Here is a 23,470-nt window from a genome sequence, read left to right on the forward strand (position 1 = left end):
CGGCAGAGGATTGTCAACCCTTCTGGGGATAATTTTTGACAATAGTGAAACTCTGAAGCTTGTCGCCTAAACCGAGGCCTGTTACAATGACGGCGAATTCCTGGTGGAGGTACCCTTGGCCAAACAAACTGCAAAACAACCGTACAATCGCCTGTGCGCCAAGTGCGTCAGGTCCTGCCGTCAGCCGGTCGGAACTCTCCTGATCAGTTGCCCCCGTTATCTGCCCCGCCCCTTCGATATCGAGACCCATCGTTTCGATCAACTCGATCTGTTCGGCAAGCCGAAGAAGTAGTTCTTGCAGAACGGGCCTTCAATTCTTTACCACGAAGGCCGCGAAGTTCACGAAGAAATGCAGGCTCACTGAATAAGTGACACTTGGCTTTTCTTCGTGTCCTCTGTGGTGAAAACCAGAATATTTAGCTTCAGAACGGTTGAGTGCGTTCATTCAACCGGAAAAAGGCAGGGCCAAATCTGTCAGCTCTGATAAGGCAGGTTAAGGGCATCGGCCACGGCGTGGTGACGCACCTGGCCGGCGAAAACATTGAGGCCGCGTCTTAGCACGGTGTTGGCTTTCAGGGCCTGTTGAACGCCGAGTCGGGCCAGTTGTTGGATATAGGGAAGGGTACTGTTAGTCAGGGCGAAGGTACTGGTCTGGCACACCGCGCCCGGCATGTTGGCGACCCCGTAATGTAAGACTCCGTGGTCGAGATAGACCGGCTCGTCATGACTGGTCGGTCGGGTAGTGGCAATGCAGCCACCCTGGTCGACCGCTACGTCAATAATGACACTGCCTGGGCTCATTTGCGCGACCAGCGGTTCCGGGACCAGCTGCGGTGTGCGGCCGCCGGGAATCAGGACCGCGCCGATTACCAGATCGGCACGGCTGACTTCGTCCTCGATGTTCTGAGAATTGGAGATGAGGGTCAGGATGTGGTTGCCGTAATGGTCGTCGAGTACCGCCAGGCGGGCCGGATCGATGTCGAGCACGGTTACGTCCGCGCCCATGCCGACGGCGATGCGGACGGCGTTGCTGCCCACGGTTCCGGCACCAAGCACGACTACTCGGCCGGGGCGCACTCCTGGTGCTCCGGCCAACAGCACGCCCTTGCCGCCGTGCTCTTTTTGCAGGAAATGAGCACCAACCTGGATCGACATGCGACCGGCGACTTCACTCATGGGTTGCAGCAGGGGCAGGGTGCCATCGTCATGCTGCACCGTTTCATAAGCGATGCCCGTGATCCGTTTTTTAAGCAGCAGATCGGTCAGCTCAGGCGCTGCAGCCAGGTGGAGAAAGGTAAACAGGATCTGCTCCGGCTGCAACAGTTCATATTCTGTCGGTAACGGTTCTTTGACCTTTACGACCAGTTCCGCCTGCTCATAGACGCGGGCGGCTGAAGGCTCCAGTTGGGCCCCGACGGCCAGGTATTGTTCATCGGTCAGGCCACTGCCGAGACCGGCCCCCTTCTCGATCACTACTTGATGGCCGTCTTCAATCAAGGTGCGCGCCCCGGCCGGAGTTATGCCGACCCGGTATTCACGCTCTTTGATCTCTTTGGGAACCCCTACGATCATGGTTTTGTCCTCAGTAAACGTGCCGCTGCCGGTTTAACCCGGTCAGCGGCACGGACAGAAGAACTTTCTTACTCGGCTTTGGCTTTCACCAGGTGCAGATATTTGATGAAGTTAGCCTCGACGGTTTGGCCGATCTCCTCGACTACGTTGGCGGGAACCGCCGAGTCAAGTGACAGGATAACCATCGCTTCGCCCTGTTTTTCCTGGCGGCCGAGGTTCATGGCCGCGATGTTGATATCGTGCTCTCCCATGACCTGACCAATCTTTCCGATCATGCCGGGGCGGTCGAGGTAAGTGATAAGCAACATGTGCTCTTCGGGTACAAAATCGACCCGATAGTCGCGCAGCTGCACAATGCGGGGCTGACCTTCGAAATGGGTGCCGGTGATGGAACGGCGCAGGTTGGGACCTTCGATGGAGATCGTTACCGAACTGGAGAAACTATCGGAATCGTTGTCCGAAACCTCTTCGACAGCGACGCCCATGTCTTCGGCGATCAGGGCGGCGTTAACCATATTGACGTCCTGTTCGACCTTGTTGTTGAGCAGTGCGGCCAGACCGCAGACGGTCAACGGGTTGCAATCGTAGGCGGCTACTTTGCCCTGATAAGTGAAGGTGACCTTGTTGAGGTTGGAGTCGGCCAGTTGGGCGACAAACTCGGCCATGATGTTCACCAGGTTGAGGAACGGGCGCATCTGGTCCATCTCGGCGCTGTCGAAGCGGGGGATATTGGCAGCGTAGGTAAGCGGCTGCTCGTTGATGTAGCGAACCATGTCCTTGGCTACGTCAATGGCGACATTGATCTGTGCTTCCTTGCTGGAGGCTGCCAGGTGGGGGATAGACAGTACCCGCTCGTGACCGATGAGTTTTTTGACCTTGTCGGTTTTGGGCGGTTCTTCGCTCCATACGTCGATGCCGGCGTTGGCTACTTTGCCGCTTTCCAGAGCTTCAAAGAGGGCCTCTTCATCGATAACTCCCCGCGGGCGGTATTGAAAATCGACACGCCATCCTTCATGGCTGCCAGTTGCTCGGTGCTGATCAGGTTGCGGGTGCCGTCGGTAAGGGGCACGTGAACAGTGATGATGTCGGCGGTCTTGATCAGTTCGTCCAATGTCACCAGGCGTACGCCGAGGTCCTCGGCGCGTTGCTCGGAGATATAGGGGTCGGCGCCGATCACCTCGCAACCGAAGGCCTTGAGGCGGGTGGCGACACCGCCGCCGATTTTGCTCAGGCCGATGACTCCGGCGACCTTGCCCTGCAGTTCGCTGGCCTTGAAGGAATTCCGGTCCCAGGAGCCTGCTTTAAGGCTGGCATCGGCTGGAATCAGTTTGCGGCAGCAGGTGAGAATCAGGGCCATGGTGTGTTCAATAACGCTGTTGACGTTGCCGAAGGGGGCGTTGCAGACGATGATGCCCCTTTCACTGGCGGCCTTGACATCCACATTGTCGAGGCCGACACCGGCGCGGGCGACGACTTTAAGTTTCTTGCCTGCTTCGAGCAGTTCGCGGTCGGCCTTGGTAGCGCTGCGAATAACAATTCCTTCGTAGTCGCCGATGACAGAGAGCAATTCTTCGCGGCTCATTCCCAGTTTAACATCTAGCTGAGCCTGGGGTTCTTTTTCAAGGATCAGCAGACCCTCTGTGGCCAGTTTTTCAGTGACTAAAACTTTCATTTGAAACTCCTTTACACGTTCAAAAATAGAAATTCATGCGCGGAGGCGAGGCCGAAGAAAGCATCCCGCCGGAATCGTACGGCTGGCAGAATGACGGTTTCAGCGACGGGGGCCCAAGCCCCCGGCCCGGGCATGAAAAGATAAGGGACGTAATCGGTTAAACGCTGCCATCATATAAAAAACTGGCGGCTTTGGCTAGAAAATTTCTCTTTAATTGGCCCGTGATCCGTTATGGCAATTTACCTGCCAGCGAAAGGTACATTCAGTTCCATTTTGGCAAATTCTTTTTTTGTAATTCAGGTAAATTTGGAACAGGCGATTGTATAGGAAAGGATTTCTAAAGCTTTTAAGAAAGGACTAGAGGGGAGCTAGCGATAGACTGCCGAGGTCGGTCGGATGCGAACAGGTGTTTTTAGCAGAATGACAATGAGTCAGAAGCAGTGTTGCTATCGTTATGGCCAGTAGTATTAAAAGTGTTCTGTGCATGTGTTTTATCCCCGAATTAAATGCTAAAAAATGGCTGACAACTCTTCTAGTAGGGAGTAAAACAGAATATCTGTTTGCATAACAGATACAGTAGTTATAAAAATAGACCATAACAGATGGCGGCAGGGTAATGCAGGTAACGTCATTGCGAAAATGTTTATGGTGCCTTTGGGGAGGGGAGCGTGCGACAGGAACTGTTTCGTTATCAAGAAGTTGAGCGCTATGTTATTGATCTCATCGAGACGTCGACAGTCGGGCCCGGAGAACGATTACCCTCTTTGCGGGTGCTTAGCAGTCGCCTGAAGGCCAGCATCAGCACCATCAATCAGGCTTATCTGGCACTGGAGAAGCAGGGGGTGATCGAAGCGCGTTCCCGTTCCGGGTTTTTCGTCCGGGAGCAAGTACACTGCTCGCCACCGGTTAGCCTGCCCCGGCCCGACCTGGAACCGACTCAGGGCAACCGCAGCCACTTGATTCAGACGGTGCTCAGCTCGGTCGGAGATCGGAACCTGCTGCCGCTTGGCGTCATCTGTCCGTCCGAGGAACTTTTGCCCAGCAAGCCTCTGGCTCGTCTCATGGCAGTGGTAACCCGGGAAAATCCCCATAAAACCATCGCCTACGAAACCATTTACGGAAATCTCGAGTTGCGCCGCCAGCTTGCCTTCCGGGCGCTTGATGCCGGCATGGCCGTGAGCCCCGAGGGTATTCTTATCACTTCCGGGGCCATGGAGGCTCTCTATGTTTCCTTGCGGGCCGTGACCCGTCCGGGGGATAATGTTCTGATTCAGTCGCCGACGTACTACTGCTTCCTGCAATTGTTGGAAAACTGCGGGCTGCGGGCCATAGAAGTTCCTTCCCGGCCTGAAAACGGCGTGGATCCTGCGGATGTTGCCAAGGCATTGCAGCGTTTTGATATCAGCGCCTGCATCTTCAGCCCAAATTTTAATAATCCTGATGGAAGCCTGGCTTGCGATGGGGCTAAGAAAGAGGTCGTTGAGTTGTTGGCAGAAAGGGATATCCCGCTGATCGAGGATGACGTCTACGGTGACCTCAGCTTTGACGCTTGCCGTCCACGTACCTATCAGAGCTTTGATCGCAAGGGCCTGGTAATGCTCTGTTCGTCCTTTTCCAAAACAATTGCGCCCGGGTACCGGGTTGGTTGGATGATACCAGGTCGTTTTTATCGCCGGGCATTGGAGGTTAAGACGGTGACCAATGTCTGTTCCGCCACACCGACCCAAATGGCGGTGGCAGCTTACCTGCGTACAGGGCAATATGACCGGCATTTGAAGCGACTGCGAACCGCCATCCAAAAGCAGATGCAGACGATGCAGATTCATCTCGGCCGTTGTTTTCCTGTTGGCACAGGCATGACCAGACCTCGGGGCGGTGGTGTGCTCTGGCTGGAACTGGACGAATCGATCGATTCTGTCGCTCTTTTTTACCGGGCCCGGGAAGCCGGAATCGGCATTGCTCCGGGAGCCATTTTTTCAACTCAGGATAAATACAATAATTTTATACGCCTAAGTTGCGGAGCTCTGTGGGACGAAAAGTTGCGCCAGGGCCTGGAAACCCTCGGAAGCCTGATAGGAGAGATGAGTCGCTGACGATCAGTTGTGGCTGGCCTGATCAATAAGCTCGGCCAACGTTTCGGCGAGCTGCCGATAGCCGGCGGCATTGGGGTGGATAGTGTCGCTCTTTAGCTCTCGGCTGGCAAGAATATCCGGCAGGATCTCGATATTACAGGGGATGCGGTATTCATCGGCGATCTCCTGGTAGAAGGGGGCTGCCCGTAGCCAGAGGCCGGGTTTTGGCACGCCGATTAAGATGATTTCAGCCTCGGTGTTGCGTACTGCCTCGATCATGGATCGAAGGTTGGCGGCGGTCAGCGCAGGATCGTGACGGCGCAGCAGATCGTTGCCGCCGTGGCAGAGAATTACCAGGTCAGGCCTGTAGCGTTGCAGCAGATCCGGAAGGCGTTGCAGGCCTTCGCCGCTGAGTTCGCCGGGGTGGCCGGCGTTAATGGTGCGGTAGCCGGTCAGTTGTTCCAGTACCGCCGGATAGCTGGCGCCGCGGCCGGCGCCGTTGCCGGCGGTCAAGCTGTCGCCAAAGGCCAGAATCAGTGCACCGGGCTCCAGTGGCGTCAGGCGCGGTGTCCGATCGCGACAACCTGCCAGAAACAGCAGCAGGCCGAGGCAGATAAACAAGGTAAGCCGAGAAGGGGTACCCTTCATGGAAACTCCGCTCAGTAGGCAGACGAAAATTATCTCTACTGTAACTTTTGATGATATTCTCCCCCCTGTCAAGCAATGGCTCTTTCCGTAACGTCGATCTTTTGCCATAATCGGCAGCTGAGTTTATGAATTAATGCAGCACGGGTCCTTGGTGCTTTGTGCCGCGTTGAAAGGAAGTTTGTTCATGGTACTGCTCAATCTGCGTGACATACACCTTGCCTTTGGCGGGCCGCCGCTGTTAGACGGTGTCGATTTACAGGTCAGCCGTGGTGAGCGAATCTGCCTATTGGGCCGCAATGGTGCCGGTAAGTCGACCTTGCTCGGCTTGGTGGCCAGGGAGTTGCAGCCCGATAAAGGGGCCGTCGAATTCCGCCAGGGAGTCAAGGTTGCGAGGTTGCCTCAGGAAGTGCCGCCGGATCTGACTGGAACAGTGCTGGAGACAGTGCTGCCTGGTCTCGGTCTGGTGGGTGAACAGATCGCACGCTGTCAGCACCTCACTCGACTGGCGACGGAAAGCGGCAATGATGCCGGCCTTTCCGAGATGCTGGAGCTGCAACAACAAATCGAACAAGCTGGCGGCTGGCAACGGTTGCAGGGGGTGGAACAGGTTCTGACCCGACTCAAGCTTGAGGCCGAAGCTCAGGTCGACAGCTTGTCAGGCGGTGTAAAACGGCGGGTCCTGCTGGCCCGCGCGCTGGTGAGCGAGCCGGATATTCTGCTTCTTGACGAGCCGACCAACCACCTTGATATCGAATCGATTAATTGGTTGGAAGAGTATCTGCTGCGCAGTAACCTGACCCTGCTGTTTGTTACTCACGACCGGGCTTTTTTACGCGCCGTGGCAACCCGTATCGTTGAGCTTGAACGGGGCCAGCTGTTCGATTTTGCTTGTGATTACGATACGTTTTTGGTGCGCCGCGCCGAACAACTGCATGCTGAAGAGCAGGCCTGGGCCAAGTTCGACCGCAAACTAGCCGAAGAAGAGGTGTGGATTCGACAGGGCATCAAGGCCCGGCGGACCCGCAATGAGGGCAGGGTTCGGGCCCTTCAGAAAATGCGCGAGGAGCGTCGACAGCGACGCAGTCGCACCGGTTCGGTTAATTTACAGATGGACGAGGCCGGTCGCAGCGGAAAACTGGTAGCCGAGGTTGAAGGGCTGGGTTTTCATTACGATGAACGACCGTTGATAGAAAACTTTTCCAGCACCGTATTGCGCGGCGACCGCATCGGCATCATCGGTCCCAACGGCGCCGGCAAGACCACTCTGCTTAAATTGTTGCTCGGTGAACTGGAGCCGCAGCAAGGCAAAGTTAAGCTCGGCACCAACCTTGAGGTGCTCTATTTCGATCAGTTGCGCGAACAGCTCGATCCCGAACTGACCGTGCAGCAGAACCTTTCCGGCGATCAGGATACAGTGACCATCGGCGACCAGCAGCGTCATGTCTACGGATATCTGCAGGATTTTCTCTTTACCCCTGACCGGGCGCGCAGCCCGGTACGGATTCTTTCCGGCGGCGAGCGCAACCGGTTGTTGCTGGCCAAGCTCTTTACCCGGCCAGCCAACCTGCTGGTGCTCGATGAGCCGACCAACGACCTCGATCTCGAGACCCTCGATCTGCTTGAAGAGCTGTTGGCGGACTATAAGGGAACCCTGTTTCTGGTCAGCCACGACCGGGAGTTTATCAATAGGGTGGCGACCAGCTGTTTTGTCTTTGAAGGGGAAGGGAAGGTTGGAGAGTATGTCGGCGGCTACGACGATTGGTTGCGTCAGCGGCCGACCCCAAAGGTGGAGCCGGCCAAGGATAAGGTCAAGACGCCGCGCAGCAAGCCTGTCAGGGAGCGGCCTCGCAAGCTGAGTTTTAAGGAGCGCAAAGAACTCGACGAGTTGCCGCAACTTATCGATGATCTCGAAGAGGAGATCGAGGCATTGCAGCAACAGTTAGCCGATCCGGAGCTTTATCGCAGTCGAGGCGAGGCCGTTGCTGGTCTTCAGCAGCGACTGGCAGAGGCGGAGCAGGAACTGGAAGAAGCCTTTGGCCGTTGGGAAGAGCTCGACGCTTTGGCGCCGAGCTAGTGTGTCTCCGGTAGCTCTGGAAGCACAGCGTGGTTTTTATAGGGGAAATGAGCTAAGAAGTTTATGGACGAGGCGCTAGAGATCCTTTATCGCGATGAGCATTTGGTGGCGGTCAACAAGCCGGCCGGCCTGCTCGTACATCGCAGTCCCATCGACCGGCGGGAAACCCGGTTTGCACTACAAATAGTGCGTAATCAGCTTGGGAAGCGGGTCTATCCGGTCCACCGTCTCGACAAGCCGACCTCCGGGGTTTTGCTTTTTGGGCTCTCGTCCGAAGCGGCTCATCGAACAGCTGAAGCTTTTGCCGGTCGCCAAGTGAGCAAAAAGTACCTGGCGGTATTGCGCGGTTACAGCGCCGAGCAGGGCACCATCGACTATCCTCTCCGTGATGAACCGGATCAGCGCGCCTCAAAAGCCCCGCCCGTCGAGGCTCGGCCGTCCCGTACCGATTTCCGCCGCCTGGCCACCGTTGAATTGCCGATCCCTGTGGGGCGTTACCCCAGCAGCCGCTATAGCCTGGTCGAGGCTCAGCCCTTGAGTGGCCGCCGTCACCAATTGCGACGCCACTTCAAGCACCTGTCTCACCCAATTGTAGGCGATACTACCCATGGCAACGGCGACCACAATCGTTTCTTTCGCCAGCAGTTCGATTGCCACCGGCTGCTGCTGGCTGCTATTGAGTTGTCGTTTGCTCACCCTTACAGCGGTCTCCCCCTGACCGTGCAGGCGCCGTTAGCTGATGATTTTTGCAGCTTGCTGACTTCTCTCGGCTGGAACAATGTCCTGCCGGGGGCCTGGCTTCCGGCCAAAGAGTGAGCGAACCCTCAACCCGACCCATAAATGCTATGATCGGAGACAATCTATGATCCCCAAGATTTTGCTTGGCCTGTATCTGCTGCTCTTTGTCGCCCTCGGTATCGCACCCTACGACCGGGCTGTATGGGTGGCCGAGAATGTTCCTATCGTCGCCATTGTCGCTCTGCTGGTAATCATTTATCGTAAACAACGTTTTTCCGACCTGGCCTATGTATTGATGGCCTGTCTGATTTTTCTCCATACCATCGGCGGCCACTTCACCTTCGAGCGGGTGCCCTTCGATTTCGTCAGTGATCTGTTCGGCTTCGAGCGTAATCACTACGACCGGATCGCCCATTTCACCGTCGGCTTTTACGCTTTTCCCTGCGCCGAACTGCTGCTGCGTCGAAGGCTGGTCAATTCAAAAGTAATCCTGGCGCTATTCCCGATATTTTTTATTTTTACTGTGGCGGCCGGTTACGAACTCCTTGAGTGGTGGTACGCGGTAAATGCCGATCCCGCCGCCGGCCATGCCGTGCTCGGTTCCCAGGGGGACATCTGGGATGCGCAAAAAGACATGCTGGCCGACGGCCTCGGCGCATTGACGGCGACGGGGTTGTTTTTTTGCCTTCGCTGGCGGCGAATAAGTGCAGCCCTTTGCAACTCCGTATATACTGTTGATTAGAGGGATGGAATTTTTTCCAGTTTGTACCTTATGTTTTGAGCGAACCCGCTTTTAGTTAGTTTTCACCAGGAAACGGCACTTTTCACCGTGGCGGCGTCAATCCGCAGTCTTGTTTGTGCGGCGTACCGATGTGCGCCTTTGCGCAATTCCTTGATTTTCTTGCTATGAAAAAAGACTGTTCGTTTCCAATATGAAAACGACGCCATGTTCATCCGGAGTTCCCGGATGAACATTAGCTAGCGAAAAGGAGGGAGTGCTTTTCGGGTTTTGTATGTGACTCGCTCATTAATTTTAGAGGTGCATATGAAGACTTTATTGTGTCTGGTGTTGTTTGGGCTCGGTTTTGGTCTTTTGCTGGGGAGCTGCGGCGGCAGCTCCGGTGGTTCCGACGGCGACTCTGAAGATGGAGGTGTCGGTGCCTCCATGCGCTCACCGGTTATTTTTATGAGTGATGGCGTGAGTACAGGTTATGAACCTCATGCTCTAATCGATGGCGTACCTACTTTGCTTGCCGAGGTCAATGCCGACGGGCCCTATAGCGGCGTCAACGTTCCTGGCGAAGCGCTCCTTTCCAACTCGGCATATTACAAAGGGAAATATTACTTTCGTGCAACGGACGGGGTCAGCGGCTATGAGCTCTGGGTGAGTGACGGTACCGCGGGGGGACGAAGTTGGTCCGTGATATTTTCCCGGGTGTAAACGGCAGCGGGCCATCCAACCTGATGGTCTGCAACTATCTCCTCTATTTCAGCGCCAATGACGGCACCAACGGAAACGAGCTGTGGGTGAGCGACGGTAGCGAAGCGGGAACCCTCCTTGTCAAGGATATTCGGGTGGGAGGAGAAAGCAGTTCGCCTTCTAGTTTGGTCGCTTATGGCGATACGCTCTATTTCAGCGCAGATAACGGGAGTAGCGGCCCGGAATTGTGGAGGAGCAACGGTACGGAATTGGGGACCTTCATTGTCACGGATATTAACGTGGGTGCTGTCGGCAGCGACCCGCGTTATCTGACTGTTTACAACGAATTGCTCTATTTTTCCGCTTATGTCGAAGAGACGGGGGACGAGCTGTGGGTCAGCGATGGAACGGCGGGTGGTGCCAACCTTCTGATAGACATCAATCCAGATGTTGCTGACAGTTCGCCGAGCTATCTGACGGTTTACGAGGACCGTCTCTATTTCGGGGCCGAGGACGGCCTTCATGGCGAAGAGCTTTGGGTTACGGACGGGAGCGCTGCAGGGACTTCTCGGGTAGAGGATCTGTTTGTCGGCGCCGTAAGCAGCAATCCTTATTACTTGACTGTTTATGATGGCGGCCTCTATTTTCGGGGCGGTAACCTCGAAGACCAGCTTTATGTGTTCGATGGCACTGCCATTTCGGCCGTTAGCGACTTTGTTGAGGGGGAAGAAATCAGCACGCGTTTTCTGTTCGCAGCGGATTATCGACTTTATGTGATAACTGCTTCGGAGGCCTATGGCGATGAATTGGTGGTTTACGATGGTGCAACGGTGGAGGTTATTGATTATTTTGCAGGAGCAGATGACGGCTTGAATTTTGATTGATTTACTGAACGAGGCGGTTTGTGGCAAAATCGGGGCTCCCAGGTGGCGCCCCTTTTTATTGGGGAAGCTGCTGAAAAGGGTTCGTTTCTGGTTGTTGCCCTAAGTTTTTACCTGCCGCAAGCCACCCTTTTAAGTGCTTGATCGCCTTGTTGATTAATGCGCTTAGTGAACTGTTGACAGAGCTAAAGAGGAATTCTCATGACCATCGACATCACCACCCCAGCCCTGTTGTTCCCGGCCATCTCGTTGCTTTTGCTCGCCTACACCAATCGATTTTTGGCCCTGGCACAGGTCATCCGTGCCCTGGCTGGGCGTCTGGCGGAGAGTGAGGATCTCGATGTGCGCCTTCAGGTCAACAACCTGCGGTTGCGCATTCGGCTAATCAAGTGGATGCAGGGGGCTGGAATCATCAGCATACTTCTCTGCATGGTGTCGATGGTCTGCCTCTTTGCCGATCTGGAATATTGGGGGCGGTTCGCTTTTGTGATCAGCTTGACGCTGATGATCGCTTCCTTGGGGCTCTCTTTCTGGGAAACACTGCTGTCCGGTGAGGCGCTGAAGTACGAACTGCAACGTTGCGAGCGTCTGCAGCGGGAGTCGAAGCAGGTTTAAGGCTTAAATAAAGTCTCTGAAATTTATACTTGACAGACTAGACGACCGGTCTAATAATATCACTTATGGAAAAGCGAGATACCCGAAACGATATCATCAAGGTCGGCATGGAGCTGATCTCTACCCATGGATACAGTGCCACAGGCATCGGTACTGTATTGCAGCTGGCCAAGGTCCCTAAGGGGTCTTTTTATCATTACTTCCCCAGCAAGGAAGCCTTCGGTCTGGCAGTTATCGACCGCTTTGCCGAAGGCTACGAGCGTTTTGTTTGCGCGTTTTTGCAGGAACCGGGGGTGCCACCCCTCGAACGCTTACGCAATTACCTCGAGGCTGTCGCCCAGGCGGTCGGCCTAGAGGAAGATGGCTGTGTGCGTGGCTGTCTGATCGGCAATCTCGGTCAGGAGCTGGCGGCGCAGAACGAGACGTTTCGGTTGCGCCTGGAAGAAATATTCGGTGATTGGCTGGGACTTCTGGCGGCTACCCTTGATCAGGCGCGGGCTGCTGAAGAGGTCGCTGCAGATCTCGATTCACGGTGTATGGCGGGGGTGTTGCTCAGTGGTCTGCAAGGGGCTCTGTTGCGCTCCAAAGTGCAACGTTCCGCTCAGCCGATTCGGGAGTTAACGGCAGTTCTGTTCGACCGCCTGCTGGTGGGTGGCGGACGATAAACTTTTGACAACGACAGTCCCTTCAGGCTTTGCGGGCGAGCCATGCAGGGAATGGTTTCAATGACTTGCCAGGAGCCTGTCGGACTTGACGGGCCGATACGAAAAATTGGCTGGTTGAGGCCAGATTTTCGAGAAATTAAGAGCGAATAGCAGTGCTATTTGGCGAGAATTGTCGAGAATATGGGCCGATCAGACGATTTTGCAGTCGGCTCATGGTAAGCTCGACAGTCTCCTAAACGACCGGTCTAATCTGGGCCAGGAGAAGAAACTATGACGGATAATACGAATTCATTCGACCAGTTCAGCGGCAGCAGCCATTATGTCCTGGACGACGAACTTGGCAAGATAATCAACGTATCCATGGCCTTGGAGATGCCTTTGTTGCTCAAGGGCGAACCGGGTACCGGCAAGACCATGCTGGCCCATGCCATCGCCGAGCGTCTGGATATGCCGCTGATCGTGCTCAATGTTAAATCGAGCATGAAGCTGGTTGAAGCCCTTTACCAGTACGACACCTTGACCCGGCTCAACGACAGCCGTTTCGGTGATTCGCAGCGGGACGTGAGCAATATCGCTGACTATATCCGCATGGGAAAGATCGGTCAGGCTTTTACCGCCGAACGACGGGTGGTGCTGCTTATCGATGAGATCGACAAGGCCGATACCGATTTTCAGGACGATATGCTCGATGTTCTGGACCAGATGCATTTCGACATTCTGGAAGTCGATGAAACGATTACCGCCCGTCATCGGCCGGTGATTATTATCACCTCCAATGCGAAAAAAGACCTGTCCGATCCTTTCCTTGGTCGCTGCAACTTTCATCACATCGCCTTCCCCGACGAGGAGATGATGCGTCGCATTGTGACGGTGCATTTTCCCCAGGTGGGTCGTGATCTCAGCGAAGCCTGTATCGCAGCCTTCTATCGCCTACGCGACCTCGAAGGGGTAGAAAAGAAACCGGCGACTCGCGAACTGCTCAACTGGCTGCGCGCTCTGCAGGCCGATCCTGATTTCCGTGCAGAGAGTTTAGAGGAGGGATTACCTCCCTATCTCGGCATATTGTTTAAGAAAAGCCCCGATCTCGAACGTGTCATGGCTCAGTTGCGCGATTAAGGGGGAAGCTCATGTTCATCGCATTTTTTTACGCCTTGCGAGCCCGCGGGATAGCGGTGACACCGACAGCTTTTCTGCGTCTTCAGCGAGCGTTGAGCTTGGGTCTGGTTACCTCGCTAAGCGACTTCTATACTGTGGCCCGGTCGATTCTTGTCAAGAGCGAGCGGGATTTTGATCTTTATGATCAGGTTTTTGCGACTTGTTTCGAAGGTGAAGAGTGGTCGGAAGGAATAGATCTGCAGCTGCAGAATGAAGCAAGGGCTTTGTTGGAAGAGTGGCTGAAAGATCCCGAATCGCTGGCGGATGCTCTGGGCCTGGATCCTGAAAAGATGGCCAAGTTGTCTGCTGAGGAGTTGGAACAATATTTTTTCGACCGCCTGCAGGACCAGGATGGTGCTCATCATAAGGGCCGTAAATGGATCGGCACCGGGGGCATCTCACCGGTCGGACATTCCGGGCAAAATCCCAAGGGCATGCGGGTCGGCGGCACTTCCAAGCGCCGTTCAGCGGTCAAAGTGGCCAATGAGAGGCGTTATCGAGAGTATGGTCGAGAGGCGCCTTTGAGGAGAGCTGATTTTGGCGAGGCTCTGAAGCGCCTGCGACACCTGAAGCCGGTCGGCCCCTGTGACCAGATCAGCATTTCCAAGACGCTCCATTCCACCATGCGCAACGGTGGAGAGATCGATATCATCTTTGAACGGCGATTGGCCGACCGCCTCAAAGTCATCCTGCTGATTGATAATGGCGGCTATTCGATGGACGCCTATATCGAAATGGTGGAGCATCTGTTTGAACAGGCCCGCAGCCATTTTCGCCAGCTGGAGATCCTGTATTTTCACAACACCATTTATAAACGGGTCTGGCGCGATCCCCAGCGCAGCAGCCAGCCAGTATTTCTCGAGCAGTTGCTGGCCGCTGACCCCGAGACACGGTTGATCGTGGTTGGCGATGCCAGCATGGCTCCGGAAGAGCTACTCACTACCAGCGGCAAGTTGCAGCTGCGTCAATTGCTGGACCGGCCCAGTATCGAAAACTTTAAGGACCTGGCCAAGGCGTTTCGCCACGCGGCCTGGATAAATCCCCAATCGCGCTCTCTGTGGAAATATGGGAAAACCATTGGCCTGTTGGGCGGCATTTTTCCCATGTTTGAACTGACCCTGTGCGGCCTGGAGAAAGCCGTGCGCCACCTGGCTGCCCGTCACTAGCTAGTTTTGGTTTGAAAACGGTTCTTTTTCGGCTCGGCGGCGTCAATCTTCAAACTTGCTTGTACGGCGTACCGGTGTACGCCTCCGCGCAAGCTCTTGATTTCCTTGCCACGACAAAAAATCCCTCGTTTTCGGCTCGGAAAACTGTCCGGTATTCATTCGGATATATTTGTTGCTGCTGCTGCGGCAGGCCTCAAGTCCAAGCTTTCTCCGCCGGTTTTGGGACGGGATCGGCATTTTTGTTGCTGTCGAGCAGGATGATATTGGTCTACAAAATGACCAAAGAGTCTTCGGTTCCGAAACCGTTGGGGATGTAACCATCGGCCTGGCCGTCATTTTCCCAACGTTCGCCGTCCAGCAGATAGCGAAAGCGGTAGGATTGGCTGGCCGGCAATGACAGTGTGAGGCTGAATCCGCCCGTTTTAAGTGTTTTCATCGGCTTGGCCTGGGTTTCCCAATCAGTAAACTCGCCGCATAATAGGGCCGTTTCGGCGTTGATTTCAGCCGGCAGTTTAAAGGTTACCCGGCAAGTCTGACCCGTTTTCGTGTAACTTTTTTTCAACATTACTACCTCCTGTCCCTGTCGTGAAAAGAAAGGTTGCCTTTTGAGGCTGCCTTGTCCCGTTGTAAGGTTTGTGCTTCTCGAGAGGCAATTCTAGCAGATAATCTAAAAGTTTCTTCTCCTCGGGCTTATTTTCTTACCGGTACAATCCCTCAATTATGAACACAAAAAAAGGCTCCCCGGTCAGGGAAGCCCATAAGTAGTAAAATTGTATCGAAAGATTATTCCGGGCAGCTGCAATCCACATTTCCGGCAGCGATCTCTTTCCAGTCGCCAAGAACATCGTGCGTCCAACAGTCGTCGGCACCGGCAGCTTCACGCATCACCAGGGCGAAGATATAGGACAGTTCTTTTACCGTGGCTCCAGCATCCAGGGCTCCTTTGAAATGCTTGAGCACGCAGGGCTTGGAGCGGGCTTTGATCGACAGGGCAAAGCAGATGAACTGGTAGGTCTTTTCATCGATGGTACGCTTCTCCTGATAAAGTTCGTCCATCTCATCAAGGAGCGTGGTGAATTCCGGGAAAAACTCCGCTAGCATACGCATGGCCATAACCTCCTAGGATAGTAATAACGCCGAATTCATTCGGCAATAAAATCACAATCGAAAAGATGGGTCAGTAAAAATCACGGGTTAGCGATCAACTGCGAAAAAACAGGTAGCCTGCCAGGCCTGCCAGGATCACAGCGAAGACCTTTTTGAAGTTGGCTGTAGATACGTGTTCGAGCAGACGTGCTCCGATCTGGGCACCAAGAATGCCGCCAAGACCCAGCAGAATACCAGTACGATAGTCGACGTTGGCCAGTTTATTATGGGCCAGCAGAGCCGAAGCGGAGATGACCAGAATGGCCAGAAAGGAGGTTCCCACGGCCTTCTGTGCCGAATATCCCAGAAACAACAGCAGGGGAACCATCAGAAATCCGCCGCCGAGGCCGGAAAAAGAGGCACCGATGCCTACGCCGACACCGGCGAGTAACATCAGGATCATCTGTTGTGTCAAGGGGAGTTCCTCCTTACAGGTGGCTAAATCAGCCGTCCTGCTTGATCATAAACCGCAACATGTCGACTACGCGATGGGAGTAACCCACCTCGTTGTCGTACCAGGAGATCAGCTTGAAGAAGCGTTTTTCATTGGGCAAGTTATTCTGTAATGTAGCCGGTGAATCGTAAATGGACGAAGAGTTGGCATTGAGAAAGTCGGATGAGACCAGCTGTTCGGTGGTGTATTCGAGAATCCCCGTAAGGTAGCTCTCCGAGGCTTTTTTCATCAGGCTGTCGATTTCTTCGATAGAGGTATCCCGGGCCGTCCGAATGGTTAAATCGACCACCGAGACATCGGGGGTCGGCACGCGGAAGGCCATTCCGGTGAGCTTGCCCTTGACTGCCGGTATCACCTCGCCTACCGCCTTGGCCGCGCCGGTGCTTGACGGAATAATGTTGATGGCAGCGGCCCGGCCGCCTCGCCAGTCCTTGCGCGAAGGACTGTCCACAGTCTCTTGAGTGGCTGTGTAGGAGTGTATAGTGGTCATCAGCCCTTTCTCGATGCCTATGCCTTCTTTGAGCAGCACATGAACCAGTGGAGCCAGACAGTTGGTGGTGCAGGAGGCTGTCGAAACCAGGTGGTCGCTGGCAGGGTCGTATTGATCGTGGTTAACACCGAGCACGAAGGCTTTCATTCCCCCCTTGCCCGGGGCGGTCACGATAACCTTTTTGGCCCCGGCCTCCAGATGCAGGGCGGCCGTTTCCAGGGAGGTGAACCGGCCGGTCGCCTCGATGACGTAGTCGACGCCCAGGGCTTTCCACGGCAGCAGGTGGGGAGATTCGGGAGCCGCCAGGCAGCGAATGGCGTCACCGCCTACGATCAGGGTGTCATCGGTTTCGGCTGTTGAATCGCTTTTGGCTGTCGATACACTGCCGGTAAAACGGCCGTGTACCGAGTCGTATTTGGTGCGATAGGCGAAATAGCGGGCGTCTGCGTTCAGATCGACCAGGGCAACCATGTCCAGGTCGCCGCCGAGTAGCCCTTGGTCGTACATGGCCGACAATATCAGCCGGCCGATGCGGCCATATCCGTTAATTGCCACCTTGATGCTCATGTTATCTCCTTGTTGGGAATTACAGTGTCGGTGTCATTAATAACGAAATCAGTCTAGCATTTTTTCCTGAAGGCGTCGGAAACCACTTTGCAAAAATACCCAAATCACCACAATTGCCAAGCTCCGGTGGCCAGAACATAGATGGCCAGGATCAGGTTGCTGACTCCGTGAGCGACGATGCAGTTCCACAGGTCGCGCTTCCAGTAAAGCAAAAGATTCAACAGACTGCAGTATGCGATAGCCGCGAGCCACTCGGGGTGCGCCAGGGTAAAGAGCAGTACCACCCAGCAAAAAGATTTCAGACTGTAGCTGCCAATCTCGACCTTTTGCCAATTCGGTGAGATAACCCAACGCAGCAAAAAGCCTCTCCAGAAAATTTCTTCGGCAAAAGGGACCAGTACGGCCATACCCAGAATGCGGGTGGCGATAAAGCTCCATTGACCCAGAGGATTGGAGATGTCCTGAAAGGGATTGAAGGCTGCCCTTGGTTGAGGCTGCAACCAGTCAGGAAGATGCCTCATGATAGCGGCTTCAAGTTGTAAGTTGCAGAGAACGATCCAAAGAAAGATGCCGCCGATTCCCACCAGGAGTCCAGGCAGGATATTGCGGTGTATTTGAACTATTCCTTTGCCACGAAGCAGGTAGATTGTAGCGAGTCCGACCAGGCCCACACAAACGCCATACAGCCAGGGATAGTAGGCGGGAAACTTCATCGGAATCTGGGTCAGAAGCAGATAAAGAGCAAAGGGCAGAATGTACGGTAGCATAGCGGTGGGTTGTCCCTTGACCGAGGCGGACTGCTGCATCAGATTGATCCTTATCCTATTGCTGCTGTTGTCATGAATGTAGACTATCCTGAAAGATGTAGTGAAATATTTCTATCCTTGCTCTCAGGGTTTTCGCCCGCTTTCTTGCCGGTTCTTTTCAGGTCATACATTTTCATATCGGCATTTTTGATTAATTGATCAAGCTCCTGGCCCTCATCGGGAAAGGTGGCCCAACCGACACTGATGTGCAGGGAGAGGCTCATACCGTCGTAATCAAAGGGGCTGCACATGCTGGCCAGAAGCCTGTCGATCAAGGCGTGCAGAAGGTCTTCGCTGCCTGTGTCGGAAAGCAGTACGATGAACTCATCGCCTCCGACCCGGGCAATAAAATCAGCCGAACGCAGGGTCTTTTGCGCCTGCCGGGCGGCAAAGACCAGACCCTTGTCCCCGGCTTTATGGCCATAGCGGTCGTTTACCAGTTTAAAATCGTCAATATCGAGATGGAGTACCGAAAAGGGTCTGCCGCTGCGACGAGACTGGGCGATTTGTCTTTCGGCCATTTGTTTCAGATAACGCCTGTTGGGAATACCGGTCAGAGGGTCGTGCAGGGCCAGGGCACGAACCTTCAGGTTGGCTCTGGTCACCAGATAGGCCATCAGGCCGCAGAGAAGCGCAAATAGCCAAGGGATCAGGACGAAAAAAATAGTAGCGACAGCTTGCTCGGAACTGACTGTCGTCGGCCTGCCGGCAAGTTGCCAGCTGCCCCCGGGAACGATGACATCCATGATTACGGCGTGAGGGTCATCGAACAGGCTTGCCTCTCCGTGGAACAGCTCTCCTTGAGCGCCCTTGGCGTCTTTACCCCTCAGGGCGAAATGGAACTGCGGATTTTCAAGGCCTGCATTGGCATAGATCGGCTCAGGGTCGACTACGACCGAAGCCAGGCCCCAGTAATAGGTTTGGCCCTGCGAGTTGGTGGGATAAATCGGGATGCGGTTGATCAGCCCTTCGCCCCCCTGAACCAGTGAAAACGGACCGGCAATAACCGGTTGTTTTTCTGCCATGATACGTAATACTGCCGTGCTTTGGATCGGGTGCTCCAGGTAGCGCAACCCCAGAGCCTCACGGTTCCCTTCCAACGGGTAGATATGGCGGATAACATTGTCCGGTGCCAGACCGATATTGCGGATGGTTGGGCGCAGGCGCATGAGCATGGAGGCCATCTGCTCGAACTGGTTGGAGGTGAAATCAGGCGAGGCGGTGACAAAGGAGCTGAGACCGAGGGCGAGAAACATGGTGCTGTTGATTTCTGTTTCAAGTTTGGCTCGCACCAGGCTGATCGAAGCATGGTGTTGCAGACGCAGGGCCTGTTGATCACGGTCCTGCTCGAGGGTCACCAGATATTTACCGACGGCCAAAGCCACCAGGAATACAGCAATGCCGACGATAAACGGAAGCTGCCTGGCAGGTTTTTCCATACGGGATTCCTCTTTCAAGGTTTAATGGGGATCATAAAAATGCAATCCTAGCTAGAATTCATGAATGAAACAAGAAGTTATTGCTCACTACGTAGCGATAGATTTATCCTTTTCTCGGTAGCAGGAATTAATCTATGATTGATATATCAGGGCGCCGACAATATTACACAAAACAAGCCAAAGGAAGCACTATGGCCGCGGAATCTTCCCATAACGTAAAGTTGCTCGACCGGTTCGACGCTCTATTAAAGCAGGTAGCAAGCCCGCGAGATGTGGCCCTGCGTTGGCAACCAGTCTCCTCAGGTTGTTGGCAATTAGCCGTTTCCACGACGGATAAGGATGGATTGCTGACGGTCCTCGCCGGCCTGTTGACTGCCCATGGCGTCGATATTTCTGCGGGAGACTTACTGACCCTTCCAGCCGAACCCGGCAGCCGGCAACGAAAGATCCTCGATTTATTCCAGGTTGTGCTGGAGGAAAGCGAGGCCCAGCACACGATGCAGTGCTTCGATGAAGACTTCCGAAGCTGCAATGAGCAGCTGGCGGAAGGGGGGATAGAGGCCGTTCGCGACCTGATCATTGAGCGAACCGCCCTCCGTTTTGCAGCCCGGCCTGCCGCTCAGGAACAATTACTGCCGGTTGAAATCGTTATCGACAATGAGAGTTCGGAAACCGATACGATTTTGCAGATCACCTCCCAGGATACCCCCGGGTTTTTGTTTGCTTTTGCCAATGCCCTCTCTTTGTTGACCATCAATATCGAACAGGCAACTGTTCGCACCGAGGAAGGAATGGTCCAGGATGTTTTTGTCATTCGCGATCTCAGGGGACGCAAGATTACGGACCGGGACAAACTACGGGAATTGCGTTTTGCCTGTGCTCTGATTAAGCAGTTTGCCTACCTGTTGCCCCATTCGCCAAACCCCGGTCAGGCAATACGACAATTTCGGGACCTGGCTTCGCGAATGTTGGAAAACCCTCAACAGGCCGCCGATTTAACCAGCATTCGGTCGACGGGGACCTTGCAGGTCCTGGCTGAAGTGATGGGGGTAAGCCGTTTTTTGTGGGAAGATTTTCTGCGCATGCAGCATGAAAATCTGTTCCCGTTGATTCGGGATCGAGCCGAAATCGACCGGAGCTTCGACAAAAAAGAGCTGGCGGCTCTATTGCAGGAACAACTGGCGGCCGGTGTGGAATTGGAAGAGCGGGTGCAGATTCTCAACGATTTTAAGGATCGGGAGATGTTCCGCATCGACCTGCGTCATATTACCGGTCTGTGCGGTGATGTTGAGTTTGCCAGGGGGTTGAGTGACTTGGCCGATGTGGTGGTGGCCGCTGCCGCCGAGCTCTGTCACGCTCAGATTGCCCCTCGTTTCGGCCGCCCGCAGCTGGCAGGGCAGCCCTGCCCTTGGGCCATTCTCGCCGCCGGTAAATTCGGTGGCCGGGAAATGGGCTTTGCTTCAGACCTTGAACTGCTCTTCGTCTATCAGGGAGCAGGACAGACTTCTGGCCGGCGTACGGTAGACAACAGCACCTATTTCGAGGAATTCGTTCGCATCTTTCTCAAGACCCTGAAAGTTCGAAAAGAGGGGATATTTGAACTCGATTTGCGCCTGCGGCCTTTCGGTAGCAAAGGCACGCTGGCCAGCGCCTTGCCGGCTCTGCAGAATTACTACGCGGTCGATGGAAAGGCCGAATCCTTTGAACGCATGGCCATGATCAAGCTGCGCCCGGTGGCTGGAGACGAAACCCTTTGTGCCGAGGTGTTGAAGGTTCGGGACGCCTTTGTTTACTCGGAGAGGCCCTTCGACACTCAGAACCTTATCCATTTGCGGAAGCGCATGGCTACGGAACTGGTCGACAGCGGCAGCGTCAATCTCAAATACAGTCCGGGGGCGCTGGTCGATATCGAGTTTTTTCTGCAGGCCCAGCAAATCAAACATGGCGCCGCCGATCCCCGGTTGCGGGTTCCCAACAGTATGCAGGCTCTGAAACGCTTGCAGCAGGCAGGGTTGATCGAGACGGCACAAGCCGATCGCATACGCCGTGCCTACCGCTGTTTCCGGCGTACCATCGATGCCCTGCGGGCAGTGCGGGGCCACGCCAAGGACCTCACTCTGCCCGATCCTGATTCCGCCGACTATCGTTATCTGGCGCGCCGCCTGGGCTTTGCCGACAGCGAGGCTCTCAGCCGGGAGATTTCCTGGAGTCGGGAGTTTAGCCAAGGGTTGTTAAGTCCGCAAAACCTTTAGTTTGTAACGATCGGAGACCGAAGCCCTAAAAAAGGAAGCCGTGAGCGCTTCCTTTTTTTGTGAATGTTCGGGCCGGCCCATCCCCTTAAGAACCGCTTCGCTCTTGCTGAATTGAATGCTGCGATATTCCTTCACCTGAATGCGATTGCGCCAGGGGCCAGAACGTCGAGACCCCGACTGTAGCCTACAGGCCCGCGCCTGGCCGAAAAGTCTTGCGACATTGAAAAACATGGTAGCGGCGGCCGGGGAGCTGCGAACCTTTATAGTCTGATGGTTCTTTGCCTATCAACAAGTTCAGGCGTCCAATTGGAAAAGGCCGCGATTGCAACAACACTGTTGCAATCGCGGCCTCAGATGAACTGAATGGTTAAGGACAGGTCAGATCAATGCTATTTGACCTGCTCTTCAGGGTAGGCATGAATGTTATGGATAGCCAGGTCTGGTCCTTTGAATTCATCGTCTTCGCTGAGGCGGAAGCCGATGGTCAGGCGAATCAGACCGTAGACAACCGTGCCGGTGATCAACGCATAGACTACCGCCAACAGGCTGCCGGTTAACTGGGCGCTGAAGCTGACGCCGCCCATGCCGCCGAACAGGGGGAGGCCGAAGATGCCGGCGGCGATGCCGCCCCAGGTGCCGATCAGGCCGTGTAGCGGCCAGACGCCGAGGACGTCGTCAATGCGCAGCTTCTCCTGCTCCCAGTGAAAGCCGTAAACGAAAATCAGGGCGCCGATGCCGCCCATGAGAAAGGCTGCCAAAGGGTGGACCAGGTCGGAGCCGGCACAGATCGCAATGAGGCCGGCCAAGGCACCGTTGTGCACAAAACCGGGGTCGTTGCGACCGGCAATGAGGGCAAACAGCACCCCGCCGACCATGGCCATCAGCGAGTTCACTGCAACCAGGCCGGAGATGCCACTCAGCTGTTGGGAGCTCATGACGTTGAAGCCGAACCAGCCTACGGCCAGAATCCAGCTGCCAAGGGCCAGAAAGGGAATGTTGCTGACCGGTATGGCCTGGCTCTTGCCGTTCCGATAGCGACCACGACGGGCGCCAAGGGCAATAACGGCTGGTAGTGCCAGCCAGCCGCCCATGGAGTGAACCACCACACTGCCGGCAAAGTCGTGAAAAGGGGCGCCGCAATATTTTTTGAACAGATCTTGAAGCAAGCCGCTGTGCTGGCCCCAGATCAACGATTCAAAAATGGGGTAGGTCAGGCCGACAAAGATGGCGCCAGCCAGAACCTGGGGCCAGAAACGAGCTCGTTCGGCGATGCCTCCGGAGATAATAGCGGGAATGCAGGCGGCAAAGCAGAGCAGGAAGAAGAAGCGCACCAGCTCATAGCCCTGGTTCCCACCCATCAGGCTGTTCGCGTTGTGGAAGAAATGGGTGCCGTAGGCAAGGGGGTATCCGACCAGGAAATAACAGACCGTCGAAACGGACCAGTCGGTGAGAATCTTGGTGAATGCATTGACCTGGCTCTTTTGGGTGACGGTCCCGACCTCCAGAAAAGCAAAGCCCGCGTGCATGGCAAAGACCATGACCGCTCCGAGCATGAGAAACAGAACGTCGCCGCCGTTAAGCAGCCCCTGTACAGTAGCCTCCATGAACAATCCTCCTCGATTTTAAAGTCAATTCGGC

At 54.9% G+C, this 23,470-nt stretch carries 21 protein-coding genes and 1 pseudogene; 12 read left to right on the forward strand and 10 right to left on the reverse strand.

The annotated features are described in order from the left end of the window. Positions 1-115 precede the first annotated feature (115 nt). On the forward strand, positions 116-292 hold the full coding sequence (locus A7E78_RS15225; protein ID WP_201258004.1) for a hypothetical protein: 177 nt from the start codon (positions 116-118) through the stop codon (positions 290-292). Positions 293-474: 182 nt separating this feature from the next. On the opposite strand, the gene ald is transcribed toward A7E78_RS15225, so the two are convergent. Next, positions 475-1,572 (reverse strand): alanine dehydrogenase, encoded by a 1,098-nt coding sequence (gene ald, locus A7E78_RS11390; RefSeq protein WP_072284406.1) that lies wholly within the window; start codon positions 1,570-1,572, stop codon positions 475-477. Between the two features lie 68 nt (positions 1,573-1,640). Then, positions 1,641-3,244 (reverse strand): annotated as a pseudogene (gene serA / locus A7E78_RS15780) (phosphoglycerate dehydrogenase). 668 nt (positions 3,245-3,912) lie between these two features. Between serA and A7E78_RS11400 the strand changes: the two are divergent. Next, positions 3,913-5,337: an aminotransferase-like domain-containing protein gene (locus A7E78_RS11400; RefSeq protein ID WP_072284407.1), complete on the forward strand. Its 1,425-nt coding sequence runs from the start codon at positions 3,913-3,915 to the stop codon at positions 5,335-5,337. A gap of 3 nt (positions 5,338-5,340) precedes the next feature. Here the strand turns inward: A7E78_RS11400 and A7E78_RS11405 are convergent, their stop codons facing one another. Beyond that, positions 5,341-5,964, reverse strand: coding sequence for an arylesterase (locus tag A7E78_RS11405; RefSeq protein WP_072284408.1), 624 nt, complete (start codon positions 5,962-5,964; stop codon positions 5,341-5,343). A gap of 184 nt (positions 5,965-6,148) precedes the next feature. On the opposite strand from A7E78_RS11405, the gene A7E78_RS11410 reads away from it, so the two are divergent. The 9 genes from A7E78_RS11410 (at position 6,149) to A7E78_RS11450 (ending at position 14,678) form a co-directional block, all read left to right on the forward strand. Next, positions 6,149-8,038 (forward strand): ATP-binding cassette domain-containing protein, encoded by a 1,890-nt coding sequence (locus tag A7E78_RS11410; protein WP_072284409.1) that lies wholly within the window; start codon positions 6,149-6,151, stop codon positions 8,036-8,038. A gap of 63 nt (positions 8,039-8,101) precedes the next feature. Beyond that, a complete protein-coding gene (locus A7E78_RS11415) occupies positions 8,102-8,854 on the forward strand; it encodes a tRNA pseudouridine(65) synthase TruC (protein ID WP_072284410.1) in 753 nt (250 codons plus the stop codon). A gap of 46 nt (positions 8,855-8,900) precedes the next feature. Then, positions 8,901-9,518, forward strand: a complete 618-nt coding sequence (locus A7E78_RS11420; protein WP_072284411.1) for a DUF2238 domain-containing protein — start codon at positions 8,901-8,903, stop codon at positions 9,516-9,518. A gap of 303 nt (positions 9,519-9,821) precedes the next feature. Further along, positions 9,822-10,217 (forward strand): hypothetical protein, encoded by a 396-nt coding sequence (locus tag A7E78_RS11425; protein WP_072284412.1) that lies wholly within the window; start codon positions 9,822-9,824, stop codon positions 10,215-10,217. Next, entirely contained in the window at positions 10,190-11,080 is an 891-nt protein-coding gene (locus A7E78_RS11430; protein ID WP_072284413.1) for an ELWxxDGT repeat protein, read from the forward strand. The genes A7E78_RS11425 and A7E78_RS11430 overlap by 28 nt, the downstream gene beginning before the upstream one ends. Before the next feature lie 198 nt (positions 11,081-11,278). Beyond that, positions 11,279-11,692: a DUF2721 domain-containing protein gene (locus A7E78_RS11435; RefSeq protein ID WP_072284414.1), complete on the forward strand. Its 414-nt coding sequence runs from the start codon at positions 11,279-11,281 to the stop codon at positions 11,690-11,692. 65 nt (positions 11,693-11,757) lie between these two features. Then, the gene (locus A7E78_RS11440; protein ID WP_072284415.1) at positions 11,758-12,357 is read left to right on the forward strand and encodes a TetR/AcrR family transcriptional regulator; all 600 of its coding nucleotides are present in this window, start codon (positions 11,758-11,760) and stop codon (positions 12,355-12,357) included. A 270-nt stretch (positions 12,358-12,627) separates the two neighbouring features. Further along, complete coding sequence (locus tag A7E78_RS11445) at positions 12,628-13,473, forward strand: AAA family ATPase (protein ID WP_072284416.1); 846 nt, start codon at positions 12,628-12,630, stop codon at positions 13,471-13,473. An 11-nt stretch (positions 13,474-13,484) separates the two neighbouring features. Beyond that, positions 13,485-14,678 carry a hypothetical protein gene (locus tag A7E78_RS11450; protein ID WP_072284417.1) on the forward strand — a complete coding sequence of 398 codons (1,194 nt, stop codon included), beginning with the start codon at positions 13,485-13,487 and terminating at the stop codon, positions 14,676-14,678. Positions 14,679-14,946: 268 nt separating this feature from the next. Here the strand turns inward: A7E78_RS11450 and A7E78_RS11455 are convergent, their stop codons facing one another. The 6 genes from A7E78_RS11455 to A7E78_RS11480 all read right to left on the reverse strand — a co-directional run bounded on the left by A7E78_RS11455 (position 14,947) and on the right by A7E78_RS11480 (position 19,580). Beyond that, positions 14,947-15,243 carry an isoamylase early set domain-containing protein gene (locus tag A7E78_RS11455; RefSeq protein ID WP_072284418.1) on the reverse strand — a complete coding sequence of 99 codons (297 nt, stop codon included), beginning with the start codon at positions 15,241-15,243 and terminating at the stop codon, positions 14,947-14,949. A gap of 218 nt (positions 15,244-15,461) precedes the next feature. After that, positions 15,462-15,785 (reverse strand): carboxymuconolactone decarboxylase family protein, encoded by a 324-nt coding sequence (locus tag A7E78_RS11460; RefSeq protein WP_072285136.1) that lies wholly within the window; start codon positions 15,783-15,785, stop codon positions 15,462-15,464. Positions 15,786-15,879: 94 nt separating this feature from the next. Further along, on the reverse strand, positions 15,880-16,239 hold the full coding sequence (locus A7E78_RS11465) for a sulfite exporter TauE/SafE family protein (protein ID WP_235606740.1): 360 nt from the start codon (positions 16,237-16,239) through the stop codon (positions 15,880-15,882). Between the two features lie 28 nt (positions 16,240-16,267). Beyond that, on the reverse strand, positions 16,268-17,335 hold the full coding sequence (gene gap / locus A7E78_RS11470) for a type I glyceraldehyde-3-phosphate dehydrogenase (protein ID WP_072284420.1): 1,068 nt from the start codon (positions 17,333-17,335) through the stop codon (positions 16,268-16,270). A 104-nt stretch (positions 17,336-17,439) separates the two neighbouring features. Next, on the reverse strand, positions 17,440-18,141 hold the full coding sequence (locus tag A7E78_RS11475; RefSeq protein ID WP_072284421.1) for a CAAX prenyl protease-related protein: 702 nt from the start codon (positions 18,139-18,141) through the stop codon (positions 17,440-17,442). 44 nt (positions 18,142-18,185) lie between these two features. Beyond that, positions 18,186-19,580: a diguanylate cyclase domain-containing protein gene (locus A7E78_RS11480; protein WP_072284422.1), complete on the reverse strand. Its 1,395-nt coding sequence runs from the start codon at positions 19,578-19,580 to the stop codon at positions 18,186-18,188. A gap of 191 nt (positions 19,581-19,771) precedes the next feature. Between A7E78_RS11480 and A7E78_RS11485 the strand changes: the two genes are divergently transcribed. Then, positions 19,772-21,832 (forward strand): [protein-PII] uridylyltransferase family protein, encoded by a 2,061-nt coding sequence (locus tag A7E78_RS11485; protein WP_072284423.1) that lies wholly within the window; start codon positions 19,772-19,774, stop codon positions 21,830-21,832. Between the two features lie 389 nt (positions 21,833-22,221). Here A7E78_RS11485 and A7E78_RS11490 read toward each other — a convergent pair whose 3' ends face one another. After that, positions 22,222-23,436, reverse strand: a complete 1,215-nt coding sequence (locus A7E78_RS11490) for an ammonium transporter (RefSeq protein ID WP_072284424.1) — start codon at positions 23,434-23,436, stop codon at positions 22,222-22,224. Positions 23,437-23,470: the final 34 nt, after the last annotated feature.

Source organism: Syntrophotalea acetylenivorans (genome assembly GCF_001887775.1).
Lineage (GTDB): Bacteria > Desulfobacterota > Desulfuromonadia > Desulfuromonadales > Syntrophotaleaceae > Syntrophotalea_A > Syntrophotalea_A acetylenivorans.